Source organism: Pseudomonas sp. GW821-FHT02H06 (genome assembly GCF_059421525.1).
The window spans coordinates 42,503-64,245 of sequence record NZ_JBWKVD010000008.1 but is presented as its reverse complement, the minus strand read 5'-3'; the positions used below and the strand labels follow the sequence as shown (position 1 = coordinate 64,245).

General features: G+C 60.9%; 4 protein-coding genes. 3 read left to right on the top strand and 1 reads right to left on the bottom strand.

Annotation, left to right across the window (positions count from 1 at the left end; translation table 11 throughout):
* Positions 1-20: 20 nt before the first annotated feature.
* Positions 21-16,319 carry a retention module-containing protein gene (locus tag AC07VF_RS14770; protein WP_495009207.1) on the bottom strand — a complete coding sequence of 5,433 codons (16,299 nt, stop codon included), beginning with the start codon at positions 16,317-16,319 and terminating at the stop codon, positions 21-23.
* Positions 16,320-16,721: 402 nt separating this feature from the next.
* Between AC07VF_RS14770 and AC07VF_RS14765 the strand changes: the two genes are divergently transcribed.
* Genes AC07VF_RS14765 through AC07VF_RS14755 form a run of 3 tightly spaced genes read left to right on the top strand, consistent with a single transcriptional unit; the run spans position 16,722 to position 21,637 of the window.
* A complete protein-coding gene (locus AC07VF_RS14765; RefSeq protein WP_192174598.1) occupies positions 16,722-18,071 on the top strand; it encodes a TolC family outer membrane protein in 1,350 nt (449 codons plus the stop codon).
* A gap of 49 nt (positions 18,072-18,120) precedes the next feature.
* On the top strand, positions 18,121-20,274 hold the full coding sequence (locus tag AC07VF_RS14760) for a type I secretion system permease/ATPase (protein WP_346627711.1): 2,154 nt from the start codon (positions 18,121-18,123) through the stop codon (positions 20,272-20,274).
* On the top strand, positions 20,264-21,637 hold the full coding sequence (locus AC07VF_RS14755) for an HlyD family type I secretion periplasmic adaptor subunit (protein WP_192174600.1): 1,374 nt from the start codon (positions 20,264-20,266) through the stop codon (positions 21,635-21,637). Before AC07VF_RS14760 ends, AC07VF_RS14755 begins: the two co-directional genes overlap by 11 nt.
* The last annotated feature ends 106 nt before the right edge of the window (positions 21,638-21,743 follow it).

The following is a 21,743-nucleotide window of genomic DNA, read 5'->3' as shown; positions in this document are numbered from 1 at the left end:
CAGCTCTCGCGACTCAGCTATCAGTGGTGATCGACTTTGATGGTCGGATCCGCACCGCTCACCAGCGAGTTGACCATGGAATTGCTCCAGGTCACGCCTTCCACCTTGATGTGCACATCGGCCGTGGTCGCCGCGGCAGCCGCAGTGACATTCGACGCGAACTGCCCGGTGGTGCTGACTTGCAGAATGGTGTCATGACCATCGTTGGTGATTTGCAGGTACTTGCTGAGGGTGTCGGTGTCTTCACCTTGCAGCAGGTCACGCAAGTCGATCCGGTCGCCTTCGCCCTTGTTGAAGTCCTTGATCACGTCAAAGCCACCGCTGTTGGTGTCGCCTGCTTTCCAGGCGAATGTATCGGCACCTGCGCCACCGGTAAGGATGTCGTTGCCTTTACCACCGATCAGAATGTCGTTGCCGTTGCCACCGTTGAGGATGTCGTCGCCACCCTGGCCGAACAGAATGTCGTTGCCATTGCCGCCCAGCAGCGTGTCGTTGCCGTCCTGGGACGTCGACGACGAATTGGTCAGGTGAGCCACCGCGTCAAGGTTGTTGGTCACGAACGAGTGCAGCGTCTTGTCATCGATGGTCGACACGTTCACGTGCAGAGTATCTGCAGCGAAAGCCTTCAACGCCGTGATGCCGCCCTGGGTGTTGTAGGTAATCAGGTCACCGAACAGGATGTCATTGCCGTCGCCACCGTTAAGGGTGTCGCTGCCCGGAGCGATTGCTTTCTGGTCGCCCAGAACCGCTTTCGCCAGGTCATCGGCGTTGACGTTGCTCAGTGCATGACCGTCGCTGTCGTAGTGATCGAGCGTGCTCGCCTTGACGGCCGAGTTCAGACCGATCGCTTCGATGGTGGGCGACTGCTTCAGCAACAGCGCGTAACCGGTGTCCGCTTCAGCCAGCACAACGCTGCTGCCGTTGGTTTCAGGTGAGTTCAGGCTGTATTCCTGACCGCCCTTGCCGTCGGCGTGGCTGGCGAGGGTGCCCATCAGCTTGCCGGTCGTGCTGCTGGCGTAGCTGTAAACATGGCCCACGGTGTCGATGGCGACTTTGCCGTTCACCGAATACGTGCTGCCCAGATGCCAGCTTTCCAGGCCCATCGCCAGTGTGACAGCCGTGCCGTTCACCGTACCGAGCACCGTGCTGGTGTTCTGGTAAACGTTAGGCTCGCCGTCGGTGATGAAGTACGTGCGGTTCTCGCCCGTCGGGTTGGTGCTGTTCAAGCCGGCAAACCAGTTTGCGGTGGTCTTGAAGGCATCTTCGTAGTTGGTGGTGCCGCCCGATGTCATGGTCGCCAGAGCAGCGGCCAATGTTTTCAGCGCAGCGGCCTTGTCGGACATGTCCACCGACACGGTCGAGCGCACGTTGGTGTCGAAATCCACCAGCAGCACGTTGATCTTGCCGGCGTTGGCCGTCTGAGCACCGTTCGCCAGTTTCTCGAAGACCGACTGCAGCTGCGTCTTCGCCGTATCGAGGGATTTGCCCATGCTGCCCGAGCTGTCGACGATGAAGGCGATGTTGTAGCTCTTGCCCTGCACGATGGTCGTGCCGCTGACGTCGCCAACGATGATGTCGCCGCCGGTGGTGCCGTTGATTGGCGTCGGGTCGGTGCCGGCCAGGCCTTCACTCGAAGTGTAGGTCTGAGGCTCGACGGTAACGGTGATCGCCTTGCTGTCGCTGGCGCTGGCCACGGCGCTTGGGACGCCTGGCACAGTCGCTTCGGTCGCCGTCGCCGTGACGTTCAGCGTGAACTTGCCGCTGAAGTAGTCAGGCGTGGTGATGCTCAGCGTCGACAGGTCGAATTGGCTGACGTCGATCGTGTCCATCACGGTTTTGCCGTTTTCGACGTGGGTCGTCACGGTGGCCGTGTGGCCAGCGGCGTCGGTCAGGATCGAGCCGGCCGGTGCGCCGCCGCTCAGGGTCGTGACGTGAGTCTCCGAACCGTCGAGGCTGTCACCGAATACCGCTTTGACCGGGCTCAGCTTGATCGCGGCGCCTTCGGTGCCGTGGTTCAGCTCGTAGCCGGTGTAATAACCCTCACCGCTGCCAACCGTGCCTTCGTGCAACGGCGAGACGTTCAGGCCGGAAGCCTTGAGGTCATCGACCGTTGCGAACAGCAGCACGTTGCTGCCGTTCAGGGCCACGGTCTGAGTCGCGCCGGTGCTGATGGTCTTGTCGACCAGATTGACGCTGTAGCTGCCCGGGCCCGCCTGGTTGTAGTGGTAGATGTCCAGGGTGTAGTAACCAGACTCCGTCGGCGTGAAGCCCGCGCTCTGGATCTTGCCGCCCGCACCCCATGTGGCGTTGGCCGCAGTCTGGCCCGCCACGGTGATCAACAGGCTGTCGTCTGCCGTACCGGAGAAGGTGTAGGTGTGGCCGGCTTCCATGTAGATCAGGCCGGACAGCTTGGTGCCGGTGCCGACCGCGACGGAAGAGTCCTGGGCAGCGGTGGCGACGGTGTGCGCGGTCGATGCAACGGTGGTGTTGAAGCCGGCCTTGATGGTCGCTTCGTTGGCGCCGTTGCCGTCGGTGCCCATGTTCTTCAGCGTGCCGACGTAGACGTCTTTCACCAGCCCGGTCGACTGAACGACGCCGGAGCCCAGCGTCACCACTGGTTGGTCGGCGACAGGCGCCACATTGATGGTGCCGGTGGCTTTGACCGAGCTCGCCAGACCCTGATCATCGACGGCCTTGTAGGTGAACGACGTGCTGCCCGCCCAATCGGCGGCTGGCTTGAAGTACACCGTCGCAGCGTTGCCGACGGCGACGATGTTGCTCAGGCTGGTCAACGCGACCTTGCCCGCCGCATCGGCGTAGAACGTGCCGTGTGCAGCCATGTCGACCAGGTTGAAGTGGTCGATTTTGCTGTCCACGTCGGTCGCGCTCAGCGTCACGGCGATGGCCGGGCTGTCTTCGTTACCGCTGCCGGTCGTGGCGTTGGCCACCGGAACATCGTTGACCGTCGTGATGTGAATCGTCGACGTGGTGTTGGCGATGTTGTTGGTGGCGCTGCCGTCGTTGACGCTGATGTTGATGATGCGGTCGTCTTTGACAGGGTCGTGGGACGTGCTGTCGAAGGTAATCGACGAGATCGCCGTCTGATACTGAGCCGCCGTGCCCGCACCGAACGTGATGACCTTGCCGGTCACCACGTTGTTGGTGACGATGTCGGTGGTGGTGACGCTCAGGCCAGCGGTGTTGCCGATCGCCAGCAGATCACCCGCCTTGTAGTTGGTCAGCGTGACAGTGGCGCTTTGCAGCGTCGGGCTGTCGGCGTCTTTCAGGGTGAAGTCTGCAGCAATCAGGCCTGGACCTTTGCCCGGCGCGGTGACATCGCCGCCGACCAGGGTTTCGTTCCAGGTGTTGCCGAACTCTGTGCCCGTCCCGGTGTGGCCGATGACTGGCGCGTCGTTCACGGCGGTGACCGAGATCTTGCTGCCGGCAACCAGCGAATCCTGCGTACCGGTACCGTCGCCTTTCGCGCCGGAGTCGGTCACTTGAACCGTCACGGCACGGTCACCCGCCTGAGGGTTGTCGCCCGGGCTGTTGAAGGTGATCGACTGGATCAGCGCCTTGTACTGGTCAATGGTCGCGATGCCATTGATCTTGAAGCCGTTCACCAGGCCTGCATCGTTGTGGGTTTCCACCACGCTGACGCCTTTCGGCGCAGTGCCGGTGAAGGTCAGTACGTCGCCTGCCTTCACATCGACCGACACCACGGCCTTGCTCAGGGTGGTGTTGTCGACATCGGCCAGGTTCAGGTTCTTGACGATCGAGACCGCCGCGTCGTTTTCAGTAAAGGCAACCGACGCAGTGCTCACGGTTGGTACATCGTTGACCGTGGTGATGTGGATCGTCGAGGTCGTGGACGCGATGTTGTTGACCGCGCTGCCGTCATCGACAGTGATGTTGATGATGCGGTTGTCTTTCGACGGATCATGGGACGTGCTGTCGAAGGTGATCGACTGAATCGCCGTCTGGTACTGGGCGGCTGTGCCCGGACCGAAGGTGATGGTTTTGCCGGTCACTGCGCCGGAAGCGTCTTTTACATCACTCAGGGTATAGGTCAGGGCGCCCGGTTTGCCGACATTCAGGACGTCGCCGTCTTTGAAGTTGGTCAGCGTGACGGTCGCGCTTTTCAGCGTGGTGCTGTCGGCGTCGTTCAGGGTGAAATCGCGAGCGATCTGACCTGGGCCTTTGCCCGGCGCGGTGACATCGCCACCCACGGCAGTTTCGTTCCAGGTGTTGCCGAACTCTTTGCCCGTTCCGGTGTGGCCGATGACAGGTGCGTCGTTCACGGCGATCACATTGATCTGGCTGTTGTGGACCACCGTCAGGTTGTCAGTGCCGTTGGCATCGGCGTCAGTCACAGCGATGGTCACGCCGCGTGGCGCGGTGTTCGGGTTATCGCTGTTGTCGGCGTAGGTGATCGACTTGATCAGGGTTTCGTAGTTGGCAACCGAAGCCTTGCCGGTCAAATCGATGACGATGTTGCCGTTGGCGTCGTTGCTCAGCGTGTACTTGATGCCCAGGCCCGTATCGCCGCTGGTATCGCCTTTGTAGTACTGGGACACGATCAGGTCTTCAGCCTGAATACCGGTCAGCGTGATTTTCGCGCTGCTCAGCTGGGTGCTGTCGATGTCGGTGATGCTGAAGTTTTTGACGATCGCGATCGGGGCGTCATTTTCGGTGTAGGTGATACTGCCGAAATTCACGACCGGTGCGTCGTTCACTGGCGTCACGTTGACGGTCAGCGGCTGTTGGGTCGTCGCGGACGGCCCGTTCAGTTCGGTGGACGTCGCGTTGACGGTCAGGTTGATCTGGCCGTTGAAGTTTTCCGGTGGCGTGATAGTGACCTTGGTCAGGTCCCAGCCGTCGAGCGCCGCAGTGCCGTTGCCGCCGGCAGTCGACGTGTAGCTGTGAGTGCCATCGGTGACGACGGCACCGACCGGAACGCCGGAAACGGTCAGGTGGGTCAGGCTCTCGGAACCATCGGTATCGACCAGCGTGGTGCCAATGTTCAGGTGGATGGCCGTGTCTTCCGGGCCGGTGACGGCAGGCGCGATCACGGTCGGGGCGTCTGCCACCGGTGCCACATGGACGTTGAACGTCAGGTCTTTGCTGACCGGAGCCGCTGCGCCGTCTTGGGCGGTAGCGGTGACGGTCAGAGCGATGTCGCCGCTGAAGTTGGCCGGCGGGGTGAGCTTGAGTTTGCTCAGGTCCCAATCCGTCACGTCAGTCGCGGTTGCACCGGCGGTGGCGTTGAAGGTGTGCGTGCCGTCGCTCAGGGAAGCGCCAACCGGAATGCCCTTCATGCTGACCGTCAGGGTTTCGGAACCGTCGACGTCGGTGGTCGCTGCCTTGATGGTCGACAGCAGAATCGCGTTGTCTTCCAGGCCGCTGTTCAGGTGCTCGGTGACGCTGATGTTGTTGATCACGCCGCCGAGGGAGTTCGCGTCGCCAGCCTTGAATTCCAGCTTCGCGCTGCCGTCGGTGGTGACCGGCACGTCGAAGGTGTAGGTCTTCAGACCCACCGCGGTATTGGTCAGCGTGCCGACCAGCTTGCCGCCCCAGAAGACGTTGATCAGCGAGTTGTCGACCGCACCTGCACGGACCGAATAATCGAGCGAAACGGTGTAGGTCGCGCCGGCTTTGGCGTCGATGTTGGTGTACAGGTTGCTCGGGTCGCCGCTGTTTCGCTCCAGCTCCAGCACCTGGCTGTTGTTGCTGTTGCCGGCAACGCCGTAGGTACCCGGGGTGTGGATCTCAACGGTGCCGCCGCTGTTGTCGGTGTGCCATGCGCCACTGCCGATGTTGCCGATCACAGTCGTGGTCGCGCCGTTCACATTCAGCGAAGCCACGGTCTGGTCGTCCACGAGGGACAGGGCAGGGGTGTCGGTGACCGGATTGACCTTGATGGTGCCGGTGGCCGGTGTGGTGTCTGCCTGACCCTGATTGTCGACGGCGGTGTAGGTGAAGTTGGTGCTGCCGCTCCAGTCGCCGACCGGCTTGAAGTAGACGGTGGCGCTGTTGCCGGTCGCCTTGATGACGCTGGTGCCGTCCAGTGCCTGAGTGCCTGCGGCATCGGCGAAGAACGTGCCGTGCTGACCCAGGTTGACCAGGTTGAAGTGGTCGATGGTGCCGTCGACATCGGTGCCGGTCAGCTTGACCGCCACGGTGTTGTCTTCGTCGCCCGTCGCCGTCGCTGGCTTGGTCACCGGCGCATCGTTGACGGAAATCACGTTGATCTGACTGTCGTGAACGACGGTCAGGTTGCTGGTGCCATTGGCATCCACGTCGGTCACAGCAATGGTCACGCCGCGCGGTGTGGTGCTCGGGTTGTTGCTGTTGTCGGCGTAGGTGATCGACTTGATCAGGGTTTCGTAGTTGGCGACCGAAGCGTTGCCAACCAGATCGATAACGATGTTGCCGTTGGCGTCGTTGCTCAGGGTGTACTTGATGCCCAGACCGGTATCGCCGCTGTTATCGCCTTTGTAGTACTGGGAAACGATCAGGTCTTCGGCCTGAATACCGGTCAGCGTGATCTTCGCGCTGCTCAGTTGAGTGCTGTCGACATCAGTGATGCTGAAGTCTTTGACGATCGCGATCGGTGCGCCGTTTTCGGTGTAGGTGATGCTGCCGAAGTTGACCACCGGCGCGTCGTTGACGGGCGTGACCGTGATGGTGCCGGTCGCCGGGGTGGTGGAAGCCAGACCCTGGTTGTCAACGGCGGTGTAGGTGAACGGCGTGCTGCCGTTCCAGTTCGCATCCGGCTTGAAGTAGATCGTTGCGCCATTGTTGGTGGCGGTGATGTCGTTCAGGTTGGTCAGCGGCTGGGTGCCGGCAGCGTCGGAGTAGAAAGTGCCGTTGGCAGGCGTGTTGACCAGGTTGAAATGGTCAATGGTGCCGTCGACGTCGGAGCCGGTCAGCTTGACCGCAACGAGGGTGTCTTCGCTGCCATTGCCTGTGGCGGTGTTGACTACCGGCGCATCGTTCACGGATGCGACGTTGACGGTCAGCGACTTAACCGTGGTGGCCGAGTCGTTGTTGGCGCTTTCGGTCGACGTCGAGCTCACTTGCAGGTTGAAGGAGCCGTTGAAGTCTTTCGGCGGCGTGATGGTCAGGGTGCTCAGGTTCCAGCCGGTGAGGTACGCCTCGCCATCGCCGCCTTCAGAAACAGGGATGGAGGTGTAGCTGTGGCCGTTGCCATCGCTCAGCACCGCGCCCACTGGGATGCCGCCCACAATGACCGGGCCGAGGGACTCGGAACCATCGGTGTCCACCAGTGCAGCGCTCAGGTCCAGCTTGTTGGCGCTGTCTTCATCGCCCTGGGCGGTGGTGACGGTGACGATCGGGGCATCCGCCACAGGCGTGACGTTGATCGTGCCAGTTGCCGTGTTTCCGACTGGCAGGTTCTGGTTGTCGACAGCGGTGTAAGTGAAGCTGGTATCACCTGCCCAGTTTGCGTCTGGCTTGAAATAGATCGTCGCGCCGTTGTTGCTGGCGGCGATGTTGGTCAAGTTGGTGAGCGGCTGAGTACCGGCGGCGTCCGAGTAGAACGTGCCGTGTGCAGGCGCACTGACCAGATTGAAATGGCCAATGGTGCCGTCGACGTCAGAGCCAGACAGCTTGACGGCGATGGTGGTGTCTTCGTTGCCTGCACCCGAAGCGGCGTTGACTACCGGCGCATCGTTCACGGAAATGACATTGATCTGGCTGTCGTGAACGACGGTCAGGTTGTTGGTGCCGTTGGCATCAGCGTCGGTCACAGCGATGGTCACACCACGTGGGGCAGTGCTCGGGTTCTCGCTGTTGTCGGCGTAAGTAATCGACTTGATCAGGGTTTCGTAGTTCGCAACCGAAGCCTTGCCGGTCAGGTCGATGACGATGTTGCCGTTGGCGTCGTTGCTCAGGGTGTACCTGATGCCCAGGCCGGTATCGCCGCTGGTATCGCCTTTGTAGTACTGGGACACGATCAGGTCTTCAGCCTGAATACCGGTCAGCGTGATTTTCGCGCTGCTCAGCTCTGTGCTGTCGACGTCGGTGATGCTGAAGTTGTTGACGATCGCAACCGGTGCACCGTTTTCGGTATACGAGGTGCTGTCGAAGTTGAACACTGGCGCGTCGTTGACGGCCGTGACATTGATCGTGCCAGTGCCTGGAGTGGCGGCGGGCAGACCTTGATTGTCGACAGCGGTGTAAGTGAACGGCGTGCTGCCATTCCAGTTTGCGTCTGGCTTGAAGTAGATCGTCGCGCCGTTGTTGGTCGCGGTGATGTCGCTCAAGTTGGTCAGCGGCTGAGTGCCAGCGGCGTCGGAGTAGAACGTGCCGTTGGCAGGCGTGTTGACCAGATTGAAATGGTCGATCGTGCCGTCCACGTCAGAGCCGGTCAGCTTGACCGCGACGATAGTGTCTTCGTTGCCATTGCCGGTGGCGGCGTTAACAACTGGAGCGTCGTTCACGGATGCGACGTTAACGGTCAGCGACTTAACCGTGGTGGCCGAGTCGTTGTTGGCGCTTTCGGTCGACGTCGAGCTCACTTGCAGGTTGAACGAGCCGTTGAAGTCTTTCGGCGGCGTGATGGTCAGGGTGCTCAGGTTCCAGCCGGTGAGGTACGCCTCGCCATCGCCGCCCTCAGAAACAGGGATGGAGGTGTAGCTGTGGCCGTTGCCATCGCTCAGCACCGCGCCCACTGGGATGCCGCCCACAATGACCGGGCCGAGGGACTCAGAACCATCGGTGTCCACCAGTGCAGCGCTCAGGTCCAGCTTGATGGCGCTGTCTTCATCGCCTTGGGCGGTGGTGACGGTGACGATCGGAGCATCCGCCACCGGCGTGACGTTGATCGTGCCAGTTGCCGTGTTGCCGGCTGGCAGGTTCTGGTTGTCGACCGCGGTGTAAGTGAAGTTGGTATCACCGGCCCAGTTTGCGTCTGGCTTGAAGTAGATCGTCGCGCCGTTGTTGGTCGCGGCGATGTTGCTCAAGTTGGTCAGCGGCTGGGTGCCGGCGGCGTCCGAGTAGAACGTGCCGTGTGCAGGCGCAGTGACCAGGTTGAAGTGGCCAATGGTGCCATCAACATCGGAGCCAGACAGCTTGACGGCGATGGTGGTGTCTTCGTTGCCTGCACCCGAAGCGGCGTTGACTACCGGCGCATCGTTCACGGAAATGACATTGATCTGGCTGTCGTGAACGACGGTCAGGTTGTTGGTGCCGTTGGCATCAGCGTCGGTCACAGCGATGGTCACGCCGCGTGGCGCGGTGCTTGGGTTCTCGCTGTTGTCGGCGTAAGTAATCGACTTGATCAGGGTTTCGTAGTTCGCAACCGAAGCCTTGCCAGTCAAGTCGATGACGATGTTGCCGTTGGCGTCGTTGCTCAGCTTGTAGCTGATACCCAGACTGGTGGTACCGGTGGTGCCATCGGTGCCGCCTTTGTAGTACTGGGAAACGATCAGGTCTTCGGCCTGAATACCGGTCAGCGTGATCTTCGCGCTGCTCAGTTGAGTGCTGTCGACATCAGTGATGCTGAAGTCTTTGACGATCGGCGTCGCTGCACCGTTCTCGGTGTAGGTGATGCTGCCGAAGTTGACCACAGGCGCGTCGTTGACGGGCGTAACCGTGATGGTGCCGGTGGCCGGGGTGGTGGAAGCCAGGCCCTGGTTGTCAACGGCGGTGTAGGTGAACGGCGTGCTGCCATTCCAGTTTGCATCCGGCTTGAAGTAGATCGTCGCACCGTTGTTGGTGGCGGTGATGTCGTTCAGGTTGGTCAGCGGCTGGGTGCCAGCGGCGTCGGAGTAGAAGGTGCCGTTGGCAGGCGTGTTGACCAGGTTGAAGTGGTCAATGGTGCCGTCGACGTCCGAACCGGTCAGCTTGACCGCGACGATAGTGTCTTCGTTGCCATTGCCTGTGGCCGCGTTGACCACAGGTGCATCGTTGACCGACGCGACGTTCACAGTCAGGGACTGGGTCGTGGTTGCCGATTGGCCGGTGATTTCAGTCGACGTCGAGCTCACTTGCAGCGTGATCGAACCGTTGAAGTCAGCCGGTGGTGTCAGGGTCAGCTTGGTCAGGTCCCAGCCATCGATGATGACTTTGCCGTCGCCGGTCGGGATCGAGGTGTAGCTGTTTTTGCCGTCGGTCAGCACAGCGCCAACCGGGATGCCGCCGACGGTCAGGCCGCTCAGGCTTTCCGAACCATCGGTGTCAACCAATGCAGTGCCGACGCTGATCTTGATTGCGGTGTCTTCATCGCCCTGGGCGGTGGTGACGGTAACGATCGGAGCATCAGCCACTGGCGTGACATTGATCGTGCCAGTTGCCGTGTTGCCGGCTCGCAGGTTCTGGTTGTCGACCGCGGTGTAAGTGAAGTTCGTATCACCGGCCCAGTTGGCGTCTGGCTTGAAGTAGATCGTCGCGCCGTTGTTGCTGGCGGCGATGTTGCTCAAGTTGGTCAGCGGCTGAGTACCGGCCGCGTCCGAGTAGAACGTACCGTGTGCAGGCGCACTGACCAGGCTGAAGTGGCCAATGGTGCCGTCAACATCGGAGCCAGACAGCTTGACGGCGATGGTGGTGTCTTCCTTGCCTGCACCCGAAGCGGCGTTGACTACCGGCGCATCGTTGACGGAAATGACATTGATCTGGCTGTCGTGAACGACGGTCAGGTTGTTGGTGCCGTTGGCATCAGCGTCAGTAACGGCGATGGTCACGCCGCGTGGGGCAGTGCTCGGGTTCTCGCTGTTGTCGGCGTAAGTAATCGACTTGATCAGGGTTTCGTAGTTCGCAACCGAAGCCTTGCCAGTCAAGTCGATGACGATGTTGCCGTTGGCGTCGTTGCTCAGCTTGTAGCTGATACCCAGACTGGTGGTACCGGTGGTGCCATCGGTGCCGCCTTTGTAGTACTGGGAAACGATCAGGTCTTCAGCCTGAATACCGGTCAGCGTGATCTTCGCGCTGCTCAGTTGAGTGCTGTCGACGTCGCTGATGCTGAGGTTATTGACGATCGCAACCGGTGCACCGTTTTCGGTATACGAGGTGCTGTCGAAGTTGACCACTGGCGCATCGTTGACCGGCCCGACGGTGACAGTCAGGGGCACAGCCGTGGTTGCCGATTGACCGGTGATCTCAGTCGAGGTCGAGCTCACTTGCAGGTTGATCGAACCGTTGAAGTCTTTCGGCGGCGTGATCGTCAGGTTGGTCAGGTCCCAGCCATTGATGTAGACCGCGCCATCGCCTGTCGGAATCGAGGTGTAGCTGTGGGTGCCGTCCGTCAGCACGGCGCCGACCGGAATGCCGGACACCACGAATGGGCCCAGGGATTCGGAGCCATCGGTGTCGACCAGCGCGGTGCTTACGTTCAGCTTGATCGCCGAATCTTCGGCGCCCTGGGCGTTGCTGACGGTAACGATCGGCGCATCAGCCACTGGCGTGACGTTGATCGTGCCCGTTGCCGTGTTGCCGGCTGGCAGGTTCTGGTTGTCGACAGCGGTGTAAGTGAAGGTGGTGTCGCCTGCCCAGTTCGCGTCTGGCTTGAAGTAGATCGTCGCGCCGTTGTTGCTGGCGGCGATGTTGGTCAAGTTGGTCAGCGGCTGGGTGCCGGCGGCGTCCGAGTAGAACGTACCGTGTGCAGGCGCACTGACCAGGTTGAAGTGGCCAATGGTGCCGTCGACGTCAGAGCCAGTCAGCTTGACGGCGATGGTGGTGTCTTCGTTGCCAGCACCCGACGCTGTGTTAACGGTCGGTGCATCGTTGACAGCGGTCACGTCGATTTGACCGGTGGCGCTGCCCGACAGGTTGTTGGTGCCGTTGGCATCAACGTCGGTCACTTCGATGGTCACGCCACGTGGGGCAGTGCTTGGGTTATCGCTGCTGTTGGCGTAGGTGATCGAGTTGATCAGCGTGGTGTAGTCGGCGATCGACGCCTTGCCGGTCAGGTCGATAACGATGTTGCCGTTGGCGTCGTTGCTCAGGTTGTAGCTGATGCCCAGGTCGGTGGTGCCGCTGTTGCCGCCCTTGTAGTACTGGGAAACGATCAGGTCTTCAGCCTGAATGCCGGTCAGCGTGATCTTCGCGCTGCTCAGCTGAGCGCTGTCGACATCGCCGATCTGCAGATTGCTGACCAATGCCTGAGGTGCGCCGTTTTCGACGTAGTCAGGGTTGGTAAAGGTGACGGTCGGTGCATCGTTGACCGGACCGACGGTGACAGTCAGGGGCACAGTCGTGGTGGCCGATTGGCCGGTCAGCTCGGTGGAGGTCGAGCTCACTTGCAGGATGATCGAGCCGTTGAAGTCTTTCGGCGGCGTGATCGTCAGGTTGGTCAAATCCCAACCGTTGATGTAGACAGCGCCGTCGCCTGTCGGAATCGAGGTGTAGCTGTGGGTGCCGTCCGTCAGCACGGCGCCCACCGGAATACCGGACACCACGAACGGGCCCAGGGATTCCGAGCCATCGGTGTCGACCAGCGCGGTGCTCACGTTCAGCTTGATCGCGGAGTCTTCATTACCTTGTGCGTCAGCAACGGTGACGATCGGAGCATCGGCTACCGGCGTGACGTTGATGATGCCGTTCGCCGGCGCGCCCGCAGGCAGGTTCTGGTTGTCGACGGCGGTGTAGGTGAAGCTGGTGTCACCGGCCCAGTTGGCATCCGGTTTGAAGTAGATGGTCGCGCTGTTGTTGCTGGCGGCGATGTTGCTGAAGTTGGTCAGCTCCTGGGTACCAGCTGCGTCGGCGTAGAACTTGCCATGCTCGGCCATGGTGACCAGGTTGAAGTGGTCGATGGTGCCGTCGACATCAGCGCCGGTCAGCTTGACCGCAATGGCGGTGTCTTCGTCGCCCTGGCCCAGTGCCGCGTTCACGGTCGGGGCGTCGTTGACGGCAATCACGTTGATCTGGCCGTCGTGCACGGCGGTCAGGTTAGTGGTGCCGTTGGCGTCCAGGTCGGTGACGGAAATGCTCACGCCGCGCGGGACGGTGCTCGGGTTTTCGCTGTTGTCGGCGTACGTGAGCGACTTGATCAGGGTTTCATAGTTGGCGACCGAGGCATTGCCCGTCAGGTCGATCACGATGTTGCCGTTGGCGTCGTTGCTCAGCGTGTAGGTGATGCCCAGGTCGGTAACGCCAGTGGTGCCACCTTTGTAGTACTGGGACACAACGAGGTCTTCAGCCTGGATACCGGTCAGCGTGATTTTCGCGCTGCTCAGCTGAGTGCTGTCGATGTCGGTGATGCTGAAGTTGTTGACCAGCGCGACCGGCGCACCGTTTTCGGTGTAGGTCGTGCTGTCGAAGTTGACCGCCGGGCCGTCGTTCACGGGCGTCACGTTGACGATCAGAGACTGCGTCGTGGTGGCCGCATCCTTGTTGGCGGCTTCGGTCGAGGTCGAGCTCACCTGCAAGGTGATCGGGCCGTTGAAGTCTTTCGGCGGCGTGATCGTCAGGTTGTTCAAGTCCCAACCGTCGATGTAGACAGCGCCGTCGCCGGTCGGAATCGAGGTATAGCTGTGGGTGCCGTCAGTCAGCACGGCGCCGACCGGAATGCCGGACACAACCAACGGGCCCAGGGATTCGGAGCCATCGGTGTCGACCAGTGCAGTGCTCAGCGTCAGCTTGATCGCGGTGTCTTCAGCGCCTTGGGCGTTGGCAACGGTGACGATCGGGGCATCGGCCACTGGCGTGACGTTGATGATGCCGTTGGCTGGCGTGCCGGCTGGCTGGCCCTGATTGTCGACCGCGGTGTAGGTGAAGCTGGTGTCGCCCGCCCAGTTGGCGTTCGGCTTGAAGTAGATCGTCGCGCCGTTGGCGGTGGCGGCGATGTTGCTGAGGTTGGTCAGCGCCTGGGTCCCGGCGGCATCGGCGTAGAACGTGCCGTTGGCTGCCAGGCTGACCAGGTTGAAGTGATCGATGGTGCCGTCGACGTCAGCGCCGGTCAGCTTGACCGCGATGGTGGTGTCTTCGTCGCCTTTGCCCGATGCGTCGGTGACGGTCGGTGCATCGTTGACCGGGGTGATGTCGACTTCGCCGGTGGCACTGCCCGTCAGGTTGTTGGTGCCGTGGGTGTCCACGTCAGTCACTTCGATCGTCACGCCGCGCGGGGTGGTGATCGGGGCGTCACTGCTGTTGGCGTAAGTGATCGAGTTGATCAGCGTGGTGTAGTCGGCGATCGAGGCGTTGCCGCTCAACTGAATGACGACGTTACCGTTGGCGTCATTGCCCAGCGTGTAGCTGATGCCCGACGCCGTGGTGCCGGTGTTGCCACCCTGGAAGGACGGCGAAGCGATCAGGTCTTCGGCCTGAACGCCAGTCACGGTGATCTTCGCGCCGCTCAACTGGCCGCCGTCGACGTCGCCGATCTGCAGGTTGTTGACCAGTGCCTGAGGCGCGCCGTTTTCGACGTAATCGGTGCTGGTGAACGAGACGGTCGGGGCGTCATTGACGGCAACGACGTGCACGATGCTGGTGGCCGGCACGGAATCGTTCTGGCCATCGTTGACGGTCACAGTAATGGTGCGGTCCGCGACACTCGGGTCCTGGCTGCTGTTCTGGAAGGTGATCGACTTGATCACGGCTTCGTATTCGGCAGCGGTGGCGGCACCGGTCAGGGTCAGTACGATCTGGCCGTTGACGGTGGCGGTAGTGACCGCGATGTTCGCGTTCGGGCTGCCCACTACTAATGTGTCGGCGTCCTGAGCGTTGGTCAGGGTGACTTTCGCGCCTTGCAGGGTCGGGCTGTCGGCGTCAGTGACGGTCAACTGGTCGGCGATCGAAACGCCAGCCTGGCCTTCGGTGAACGTGGTTTCGCTGTTGGTGCCGTTACCGCCGCCATTCGGATCGACAACCGGCAGAGCGTCGTTGTCGATGATGGTGGTGGTGACGCTGCCATTGGTCGCGCTGGCAACGATGTTCTCGAAGTTGCCGCCGGTGATAGCGCCGATCGCGACGGTGACGTTTTCAACGCCTTCCGGGATCGTGTCATTAAGGGTGTTCAGGTCGAAGGTGACGCTGCTGCTGTTGGCAGGGATCTTCACGCTGACCACTTGCGTGTAGTCAGTGCCGTTGGATGCGGTGCCACTGTAGGTCAGATTGATCGTGACTTCGGTCTGCGCCGGGTTGCTCAACGTAATGGTGTACGTGGCGGCCTGGCCTTCAACCACCGACTGGGTGCCGGTGATACTGGCAACGGTGGTGTCGATGCTGTCGACGATCTGCACCACAGCCGGCTCCGTGTTAGGCACCAGGTTCTCAAAGTTGCCGCCGGTTGCGCCGGTAATCGTGGTGCTGATAACGGTGTTGGTGTTGTAGACGTCATTCGCTGGGGCCGCGACGACAACCGTACCGGTGGACTCGCCCGCACGGATGGTGATGGTCGAACCGTCGGACAAGGTGACGTTGACCGGGGTCTGTGCCGGGTTGGTCAGCGTAGCGGTGTAGGTGATCGAGGTGCCTTCGACAGACGTCGGCGCAGCGCTGAGGCTGACCGTGGTGGTGTCGATGGTGTCGGTGATGGTGGTCACCGCCGGCGTCGGATCGGTCGTCACGACCAGACCGCCACCGCCGGTTGTGCCGGTGATAGTGGTGCTGATAACGGAAGGGTCGATGTACGGCGTGTTGTTGTCAGCCAGTTGAACAGTGGTTGAGCCGGACGTGTCGCCGCCACGAATGACAATGGTCGAACCGTTGGACAGGGTGACCGTCAGGTCCGACGTCGGTGCCTGGGTGATGTTTGCCGTGTAAACCAGCGCGCCGCCGGCTTCGGTCAGCGTCTGAGTGGCGGTCAGCGTCAGGGTGCCGGTCGGCTGCGGCGCGACGGGGGTACCGCCGTTGTCGTTGCCGTTGTCGATCGCCAGGCCGTTGCTCAGCGTAGGCGGCGGCGTGGTCGTCGTCCCCAGCCCGTTGGTCGGGAAGCCGATGGTCGGATTCACTTCGCCCGCCGTCTCGGTGAGCATCACCACGCTGTGGCCGCCGCCTGCGTTGCCGCCGTCACCTGGCGCCGCTTGCGGACCCGCTGCAGTGGCTTCGAGGTCTTTGGTCGGGTCGGCGCCGGCCGCGATGGCCTGCTGCAGTTCGGCAACTGACGGTGCCGCTTGCGCGCTGGCTTCGGCAAGGTTGGTAGTGGACGCCGGTGCGTCGGCACTCCACTGGCTGTCACGGCCAATGTCCAGCTGACGGCCATCGGCAAGCTGCAGCGTGACTGCGCCTCCCGGGCCTGTCTCAAGCTGCTCGCCGGTGAACAACCGGTCACCCTCGATGAGCACACGACGAATCCCTTCCGGGGAAACTGCTACTACCTGGCCAACAATGCTTTTGACGATGGCAACAACACTGCTCATGGGGGTGACTCTCCGAAATTACCGTTCAGTTGGTATCCATCATGCCGACCGGCCTTAACTAACGCCGCTTCATTACTGGATGACGTAAAGATTCGCATTTGTTTCATTGCCAGATAACAAGTTAGGGAACTTATTAAGTTGCTCGTAATCTGGCGTCAATTTATTAACAGCAGGTCGGCACCGGAATTAACTTTCTGCCAAAGTATTGACCTATTCGGCGACATCCTAAACAATCGCTTCCGTAATGTCACATTGATATTTGATGAGATCGCGGATTTCTGCAGTGTGATCGCAAGCGCCCTTCAGAACACTCTCGAGACGATCACTTCAATGGCCATTTTTACGATGCGGCAGTGCGTATTGCTGCATTTTGAACAAGTACGTTCTCGGGAAATCACCAAAATGCGTAAGCACCTCTTCACTGCTGTACCCCTCATCCTTTGTGCCGGTTTCGTTCAGGCCCAGACGCTACAGTCCGCCATGCAGAAAGCCATGGACGAGCATCCCGAGGTGCAGGCCGGCATCAATGCCCGTATCGCCCAGGACTACGCACTCCGTGCTGCAAAGGGCGGCTACCTGCCGCGTGTCGATGTCACGGCGGGCTACGGCCGGGCCGGTTCCGATACGCCAAGCACCCGTGCCTCGACCGGTCGTCACGATTACCAGACGCTGGACCGTGGCGAGTCGCAAATCCGTCTTCAGCAAATGCTCTTTGATGGCTTCGCAACAAGTAACGAAGTTGCGCGTCAACAAGCCACCGCCAATTCCCGGGCATACTCGCTGTTAAATACAACCGAACGTACCGCGTTGACAGTTGCGCAGGTCTATCTCGATGTTCTTACTCAACGTGAAATGGTTCGGCTGGCCGAAGAAAACCTGAAGAGTCACGAACGTATTTACGACCAAATAAAACTGCGCACTTCCCGCGGTGTAGGTCGTATGGCCGATATGGACCAGGCCGATGCCCGTCTGGCACAGGCCCGTAACAACCTGATCACCGAACAAACCAACCTGGCCGACGCCCAGACCAACTACTTGAGTGCCGTTGGTCTGGAAGCTGACCAGCTGGAAGCGCCGTCGCCGTTCGCCATGATGCCTGCCGATCTGAACGAAGCCCGCCGCCAGATGCTCGAGAACAGCCCGGTGCTGCGCTCGGCCGAAGCCGACATCGTTGCCGCTGAAAAGCAGTACACCTCGGCGCAGTCCAATTACTACCCGCGTTTCGATGCAGAACTGGGCCGCAATGCCGATAACAACATTGGCGGCGACGAAGGCCACAACAATGGCTGGGAAGCCATGGTCCGCATGCGTTTCAACCTGTACGCCGGTGGCAGCAACAAGGCTGACCTGCAATCCAAGTCGTACCTGTCGAGTCAGGCCCTGGATATCCGCAACAACGCGCTGCGTCAGTTGAACGAAGAACTGGGCCTGGCCTGGAACGCCTACAACAACGCCAACGCCCAGGTGCCGATCGCTCAGCAGTACGTCGAGCGGGCCAACAGCGTGCGTACTTCGTACCAGCAGCAATTCAGTCTGGGAGAGCGTACCCTGCTCGACCTTCTCGACAGCGAGAACGAGTTGTTCACCGCGCAACAGCGTCTGGTGCAGCTGAAAAACCTGCAGACGTACACCCAGTACCGCATCAAGGCGGACATGGGCACATTGCTGAAAAGCCAGGGTGTCGTGGCGCCGATGGCATCGGTTGTGCAGAACGATGTGAAACCGACAGTTCAGCTGCCGGGCATGAACTGATTCTTGACGGAGTCAGGTTCTTTTAACCGTTAAGAAAGAGAGTGTCAGCGTGGACTTGGAATTACCTTCGGCTCAATTAGGTCATGATCCACGCAGCCAGCACGACGATCCGCTACTCGACGGGCTGTTGACACTCTGTGCCCTGCATCACAAACCGGCGAGCCGGGCCATGCTGACCACCGGTCTGCCATTGCCCGACCAGCGCCTGAGCCCGGATTTGCTGCCCCGCGCCGCAGCCCGGGCGGGTTTGCAGGGGCGTTTGCTGCAACGCAAACTCAACCAGATTCCCGAGATCGCATTGCCCGCCTTGCTGCTCCTGAAAGACGGGCGCTCTGCCGTTCTGCTCGGTTGGGAGGGCCAATCGGCCCGCCTGCTGATCAGCGAAAGTAACGGCGGCGAAGTGCTGATCGAGACCGAAGCGCTGGCGCAGGATTACAGCGGTCGGGTGTTTTTCGCACAGCCGCAACATAAATTTGACGTGACCCAGGGCTCGCTCATCCCGCGCGCTCGTTCCTGGTTCAAGGACACCCTCAAGCTGTCTCGCTGGCTTTACGTCGACGCGATCGCTGCCAGCTTCGTGATCAACCTGATCGCGCTGGCTACCCCTCTTTTCGTGATGAACGTCTACGACCGAGTCGTGCCCAACCAGGCCACGGCCACACTGTGGGTGCTGGCGACCGGTATCTGTGGCGCGTTTCTGTTTGATCTTTTGCTCAAGGGCCTGCGCAGTCTGTGCCTGGACCTGGCCGGCAAGAAAACCGACCTGATCATTTCCGCCACGCTGTTCGAACGCATCGTCGGCATGGCGATGAAGTTTCGCCCGGCGCGGGTCGGCAGCTACGCCCAGAACATCCATGAGTTCCAGGGCATGCGTGACTTCCTCACGTCGCTGACCCTGACCAGCCTTATCGACCTGCCGTTCACGCTGATCATCCTGTTGGTGATTGCGCTGCTGGGCGGGCATCTGGTGTGGATTCCGATCATCGCCTTCCCGCTGGCGCTGGGCATCGGCCATTTCCTGCAAAAACCGCTGACCTCCACCCTTGAGCGCACCATGGCGCTGGGTGCCGAGCGTCAGTCGAGCCTGATCGAAACCCTCGCCGGCCTCGATGCGGTGAAGGTCAACAACGCCGAAAGCGAGCGTCAATACCAGTGGGAGCACACCATCGGTACGCTTAGCCGCCTGGAATTGCGCGTCAAAGTGCTTTCCGGTCTTGCCATGAACATCACCCTGCTGATCCAGCAACTGGCGGGCGTGGCGATGATCTGTTTCGGCGTTTACATGATCATGGACGGCGTCCTCAGCATGGGCGGCCTCGTGGCGTGCTACATGCTCAGCGGCCGCGCCCTTGGCCCGCTGGCGCAACTGTCCGGTCTGCTGACCCGTTACCAGCAAGCCAAAGTGACCATGGTGTCGGTCGATCAAATGATGGAGCTGCCCCAGGAACGTAACTTCGACGAGCGTCCCCTCAGCCGTCAGGTGCTTCAGGGCGCTATGGAATTCCGCAACCTTGAGTTCACTTACCCGAATCAGCAGAACCTGGCGCTGCGCAACATCAATCTGGTGATCCGCCCGGGCGAGAAGGTCGGCATCATTGGCCGTAGCGGGTCGGGGAAAAGCTCCCTGGCCAAACTGCTGGTCGGTTTGTATCAGCCTGATGAAGGCTCGTTGCTGGTGGATGGCGTCGACATTCGCCAGATCGACGTCAGCGAAGTGCGCCACAACATCGGCTACGTCGCCCAGGACATACAACTGTTGTCGGGCACGCTGCGCGACAACCTGATTTCCGGCGCGCGTTACGTGGACGACGAGATGGTGCTGCAGGCCGCTGAGCTGGCCGGCGTGCATGAATTCGCCAGCCTGCATCCCCAGGGCTACGAGCTGCAGGTAGGCGAGCGCGGGCAGAATCTGTCCGGTGGTCAGCGGCAGAACGTTGCCCTGGCGCGGGCCTTGTTGCTCGATCCGCCGATCCTGTTGCTCGACGAACCCACCAGCGCCATGGACAACACCGGCGAAGAACGTTTGAAGCAGCGCCTGCATGGCGTCATCGAGAAAAAGACCGTGATTCTTGTGACACACCGAGCCTCGTTGCTCAGCCTGGTTGATCGCCTGGTGGTCATCGACCGCGGCCAGATCGTGGCCGACGGCCCGAAAGCCGCCGTTATGGAAGCGTTGAAAAAGGGGCAGATCAGTGTTGCTTAAGTCAGGTCAAAACTCCGGTGGCGGCATCTTCGGCTACTTCAAGGGCTCACCTTCGCTGGAAGGCCAGGCGCTGCCGGAAGTCAAAAAGGCATTGGTCGACGACGCCCCGCGCATCGTGCGGCTGACCATCTGGGCCGTGATTCTGTTCTTCGTCTTCTTGCTGGTCTGGGCCAACTACGCCGTGATCGATGAAGTGACGAAGGGCGAGGGCAAGGCCATTCCTTCGACCAAGATCCAGAAAATCCAGAACCTGGAAGGCGGCATCGTTGCGCAGATCTACGCCCACGACGGCCAGATCGTCGACGCCGGCGCCCCGCTGATTCGTCTCGACGACACGCGCTTTGCGTCCAACGTTGGCGAAACCGAGGCTGATCGTCTGGCCATGCAGCTGCGCGTTGAGCGTCTGAGCGCCGAGGTCGATGACCGTCCGCTGAACATCAGCGCCGAAGCGCGCAAGCTGGTGCCGAATCAGGCAGCCAACGAAGAGTCGCTGTACAAAAGCCGCCGTCAGCAACTGGTGGATGAGATTGGTGGTTTGCAGCAGCAATTGATTCAGCGTCAGCAGGAATTGCGTGAATTCGGCTCCAAGCAGGAGCAGTACCGCAGCAGCCTGGCCCTGTTGCGCCAGGAGATCGGCATGTCCGAGCCGTTGGTGTCCCAAGGCGCCGTGTCGCCGGTGGACATCCTGCGGCTGAAACGCTCCGAGGTGGAAACCCGTGGTCAGCTCGACGGCACCACGCTGGCGATTCCTCGCGCACAGGCGGCGATTGCCGAAGTGCAGCGCAAGATCGATGAAACCCGTGGCAAATTCCGCAGCGATGCGCTGACCCAACTGAACGAAGCGCGCACCAATCTTTCGAAAGCGCAGTCGACGGCCAAGGGCCTTGAAGACCGCGTCAACCGCACGATGGTGACATCGCCGGTGCGCGGCGTGGTCAAACAGATGCTGGTCAACACCGTCGGCGGCGTTATTCAGCCGGGCAGCGACATTGCCGAAGTGGTGCCGCTGGATGACACCCTGCTGGTAGAAGCGCGCATTCGCCCGCAAGACATCGCCTTCCTGCACCCGGGGCAGGAAGCGATGATCAAGTTCACGGCCTATGACTACACGATCTACGGCGGGCTGAAAGGCAAGCTGGAACAGATCGGCGCCGACACCATTCAAGACGAAGAGAAGAAGAACACCTTCTACGTGATCAAACTGCGCACCGACCGCAGCCACCTCGGTACTGATGAGCACCCGCTGCTGATCATCCCCGGCATGGTCGCCTCGGTGGACATCATCACCGGCAAGAAAACCATCCTGAGCTACCTGCTCAAACCCGTGCTGAAAGCCCGCGCCGAGGCATTGCACGAGCGTTAATGGCTGATGGTTGATGGCCGGTAGACTGGCCTCTTCCTTTGTAGGACCGGCTTCAGCCGGGAAAGCGTCGGGTATTACACCAAAAATGCATGGTGTTCACCCGGGC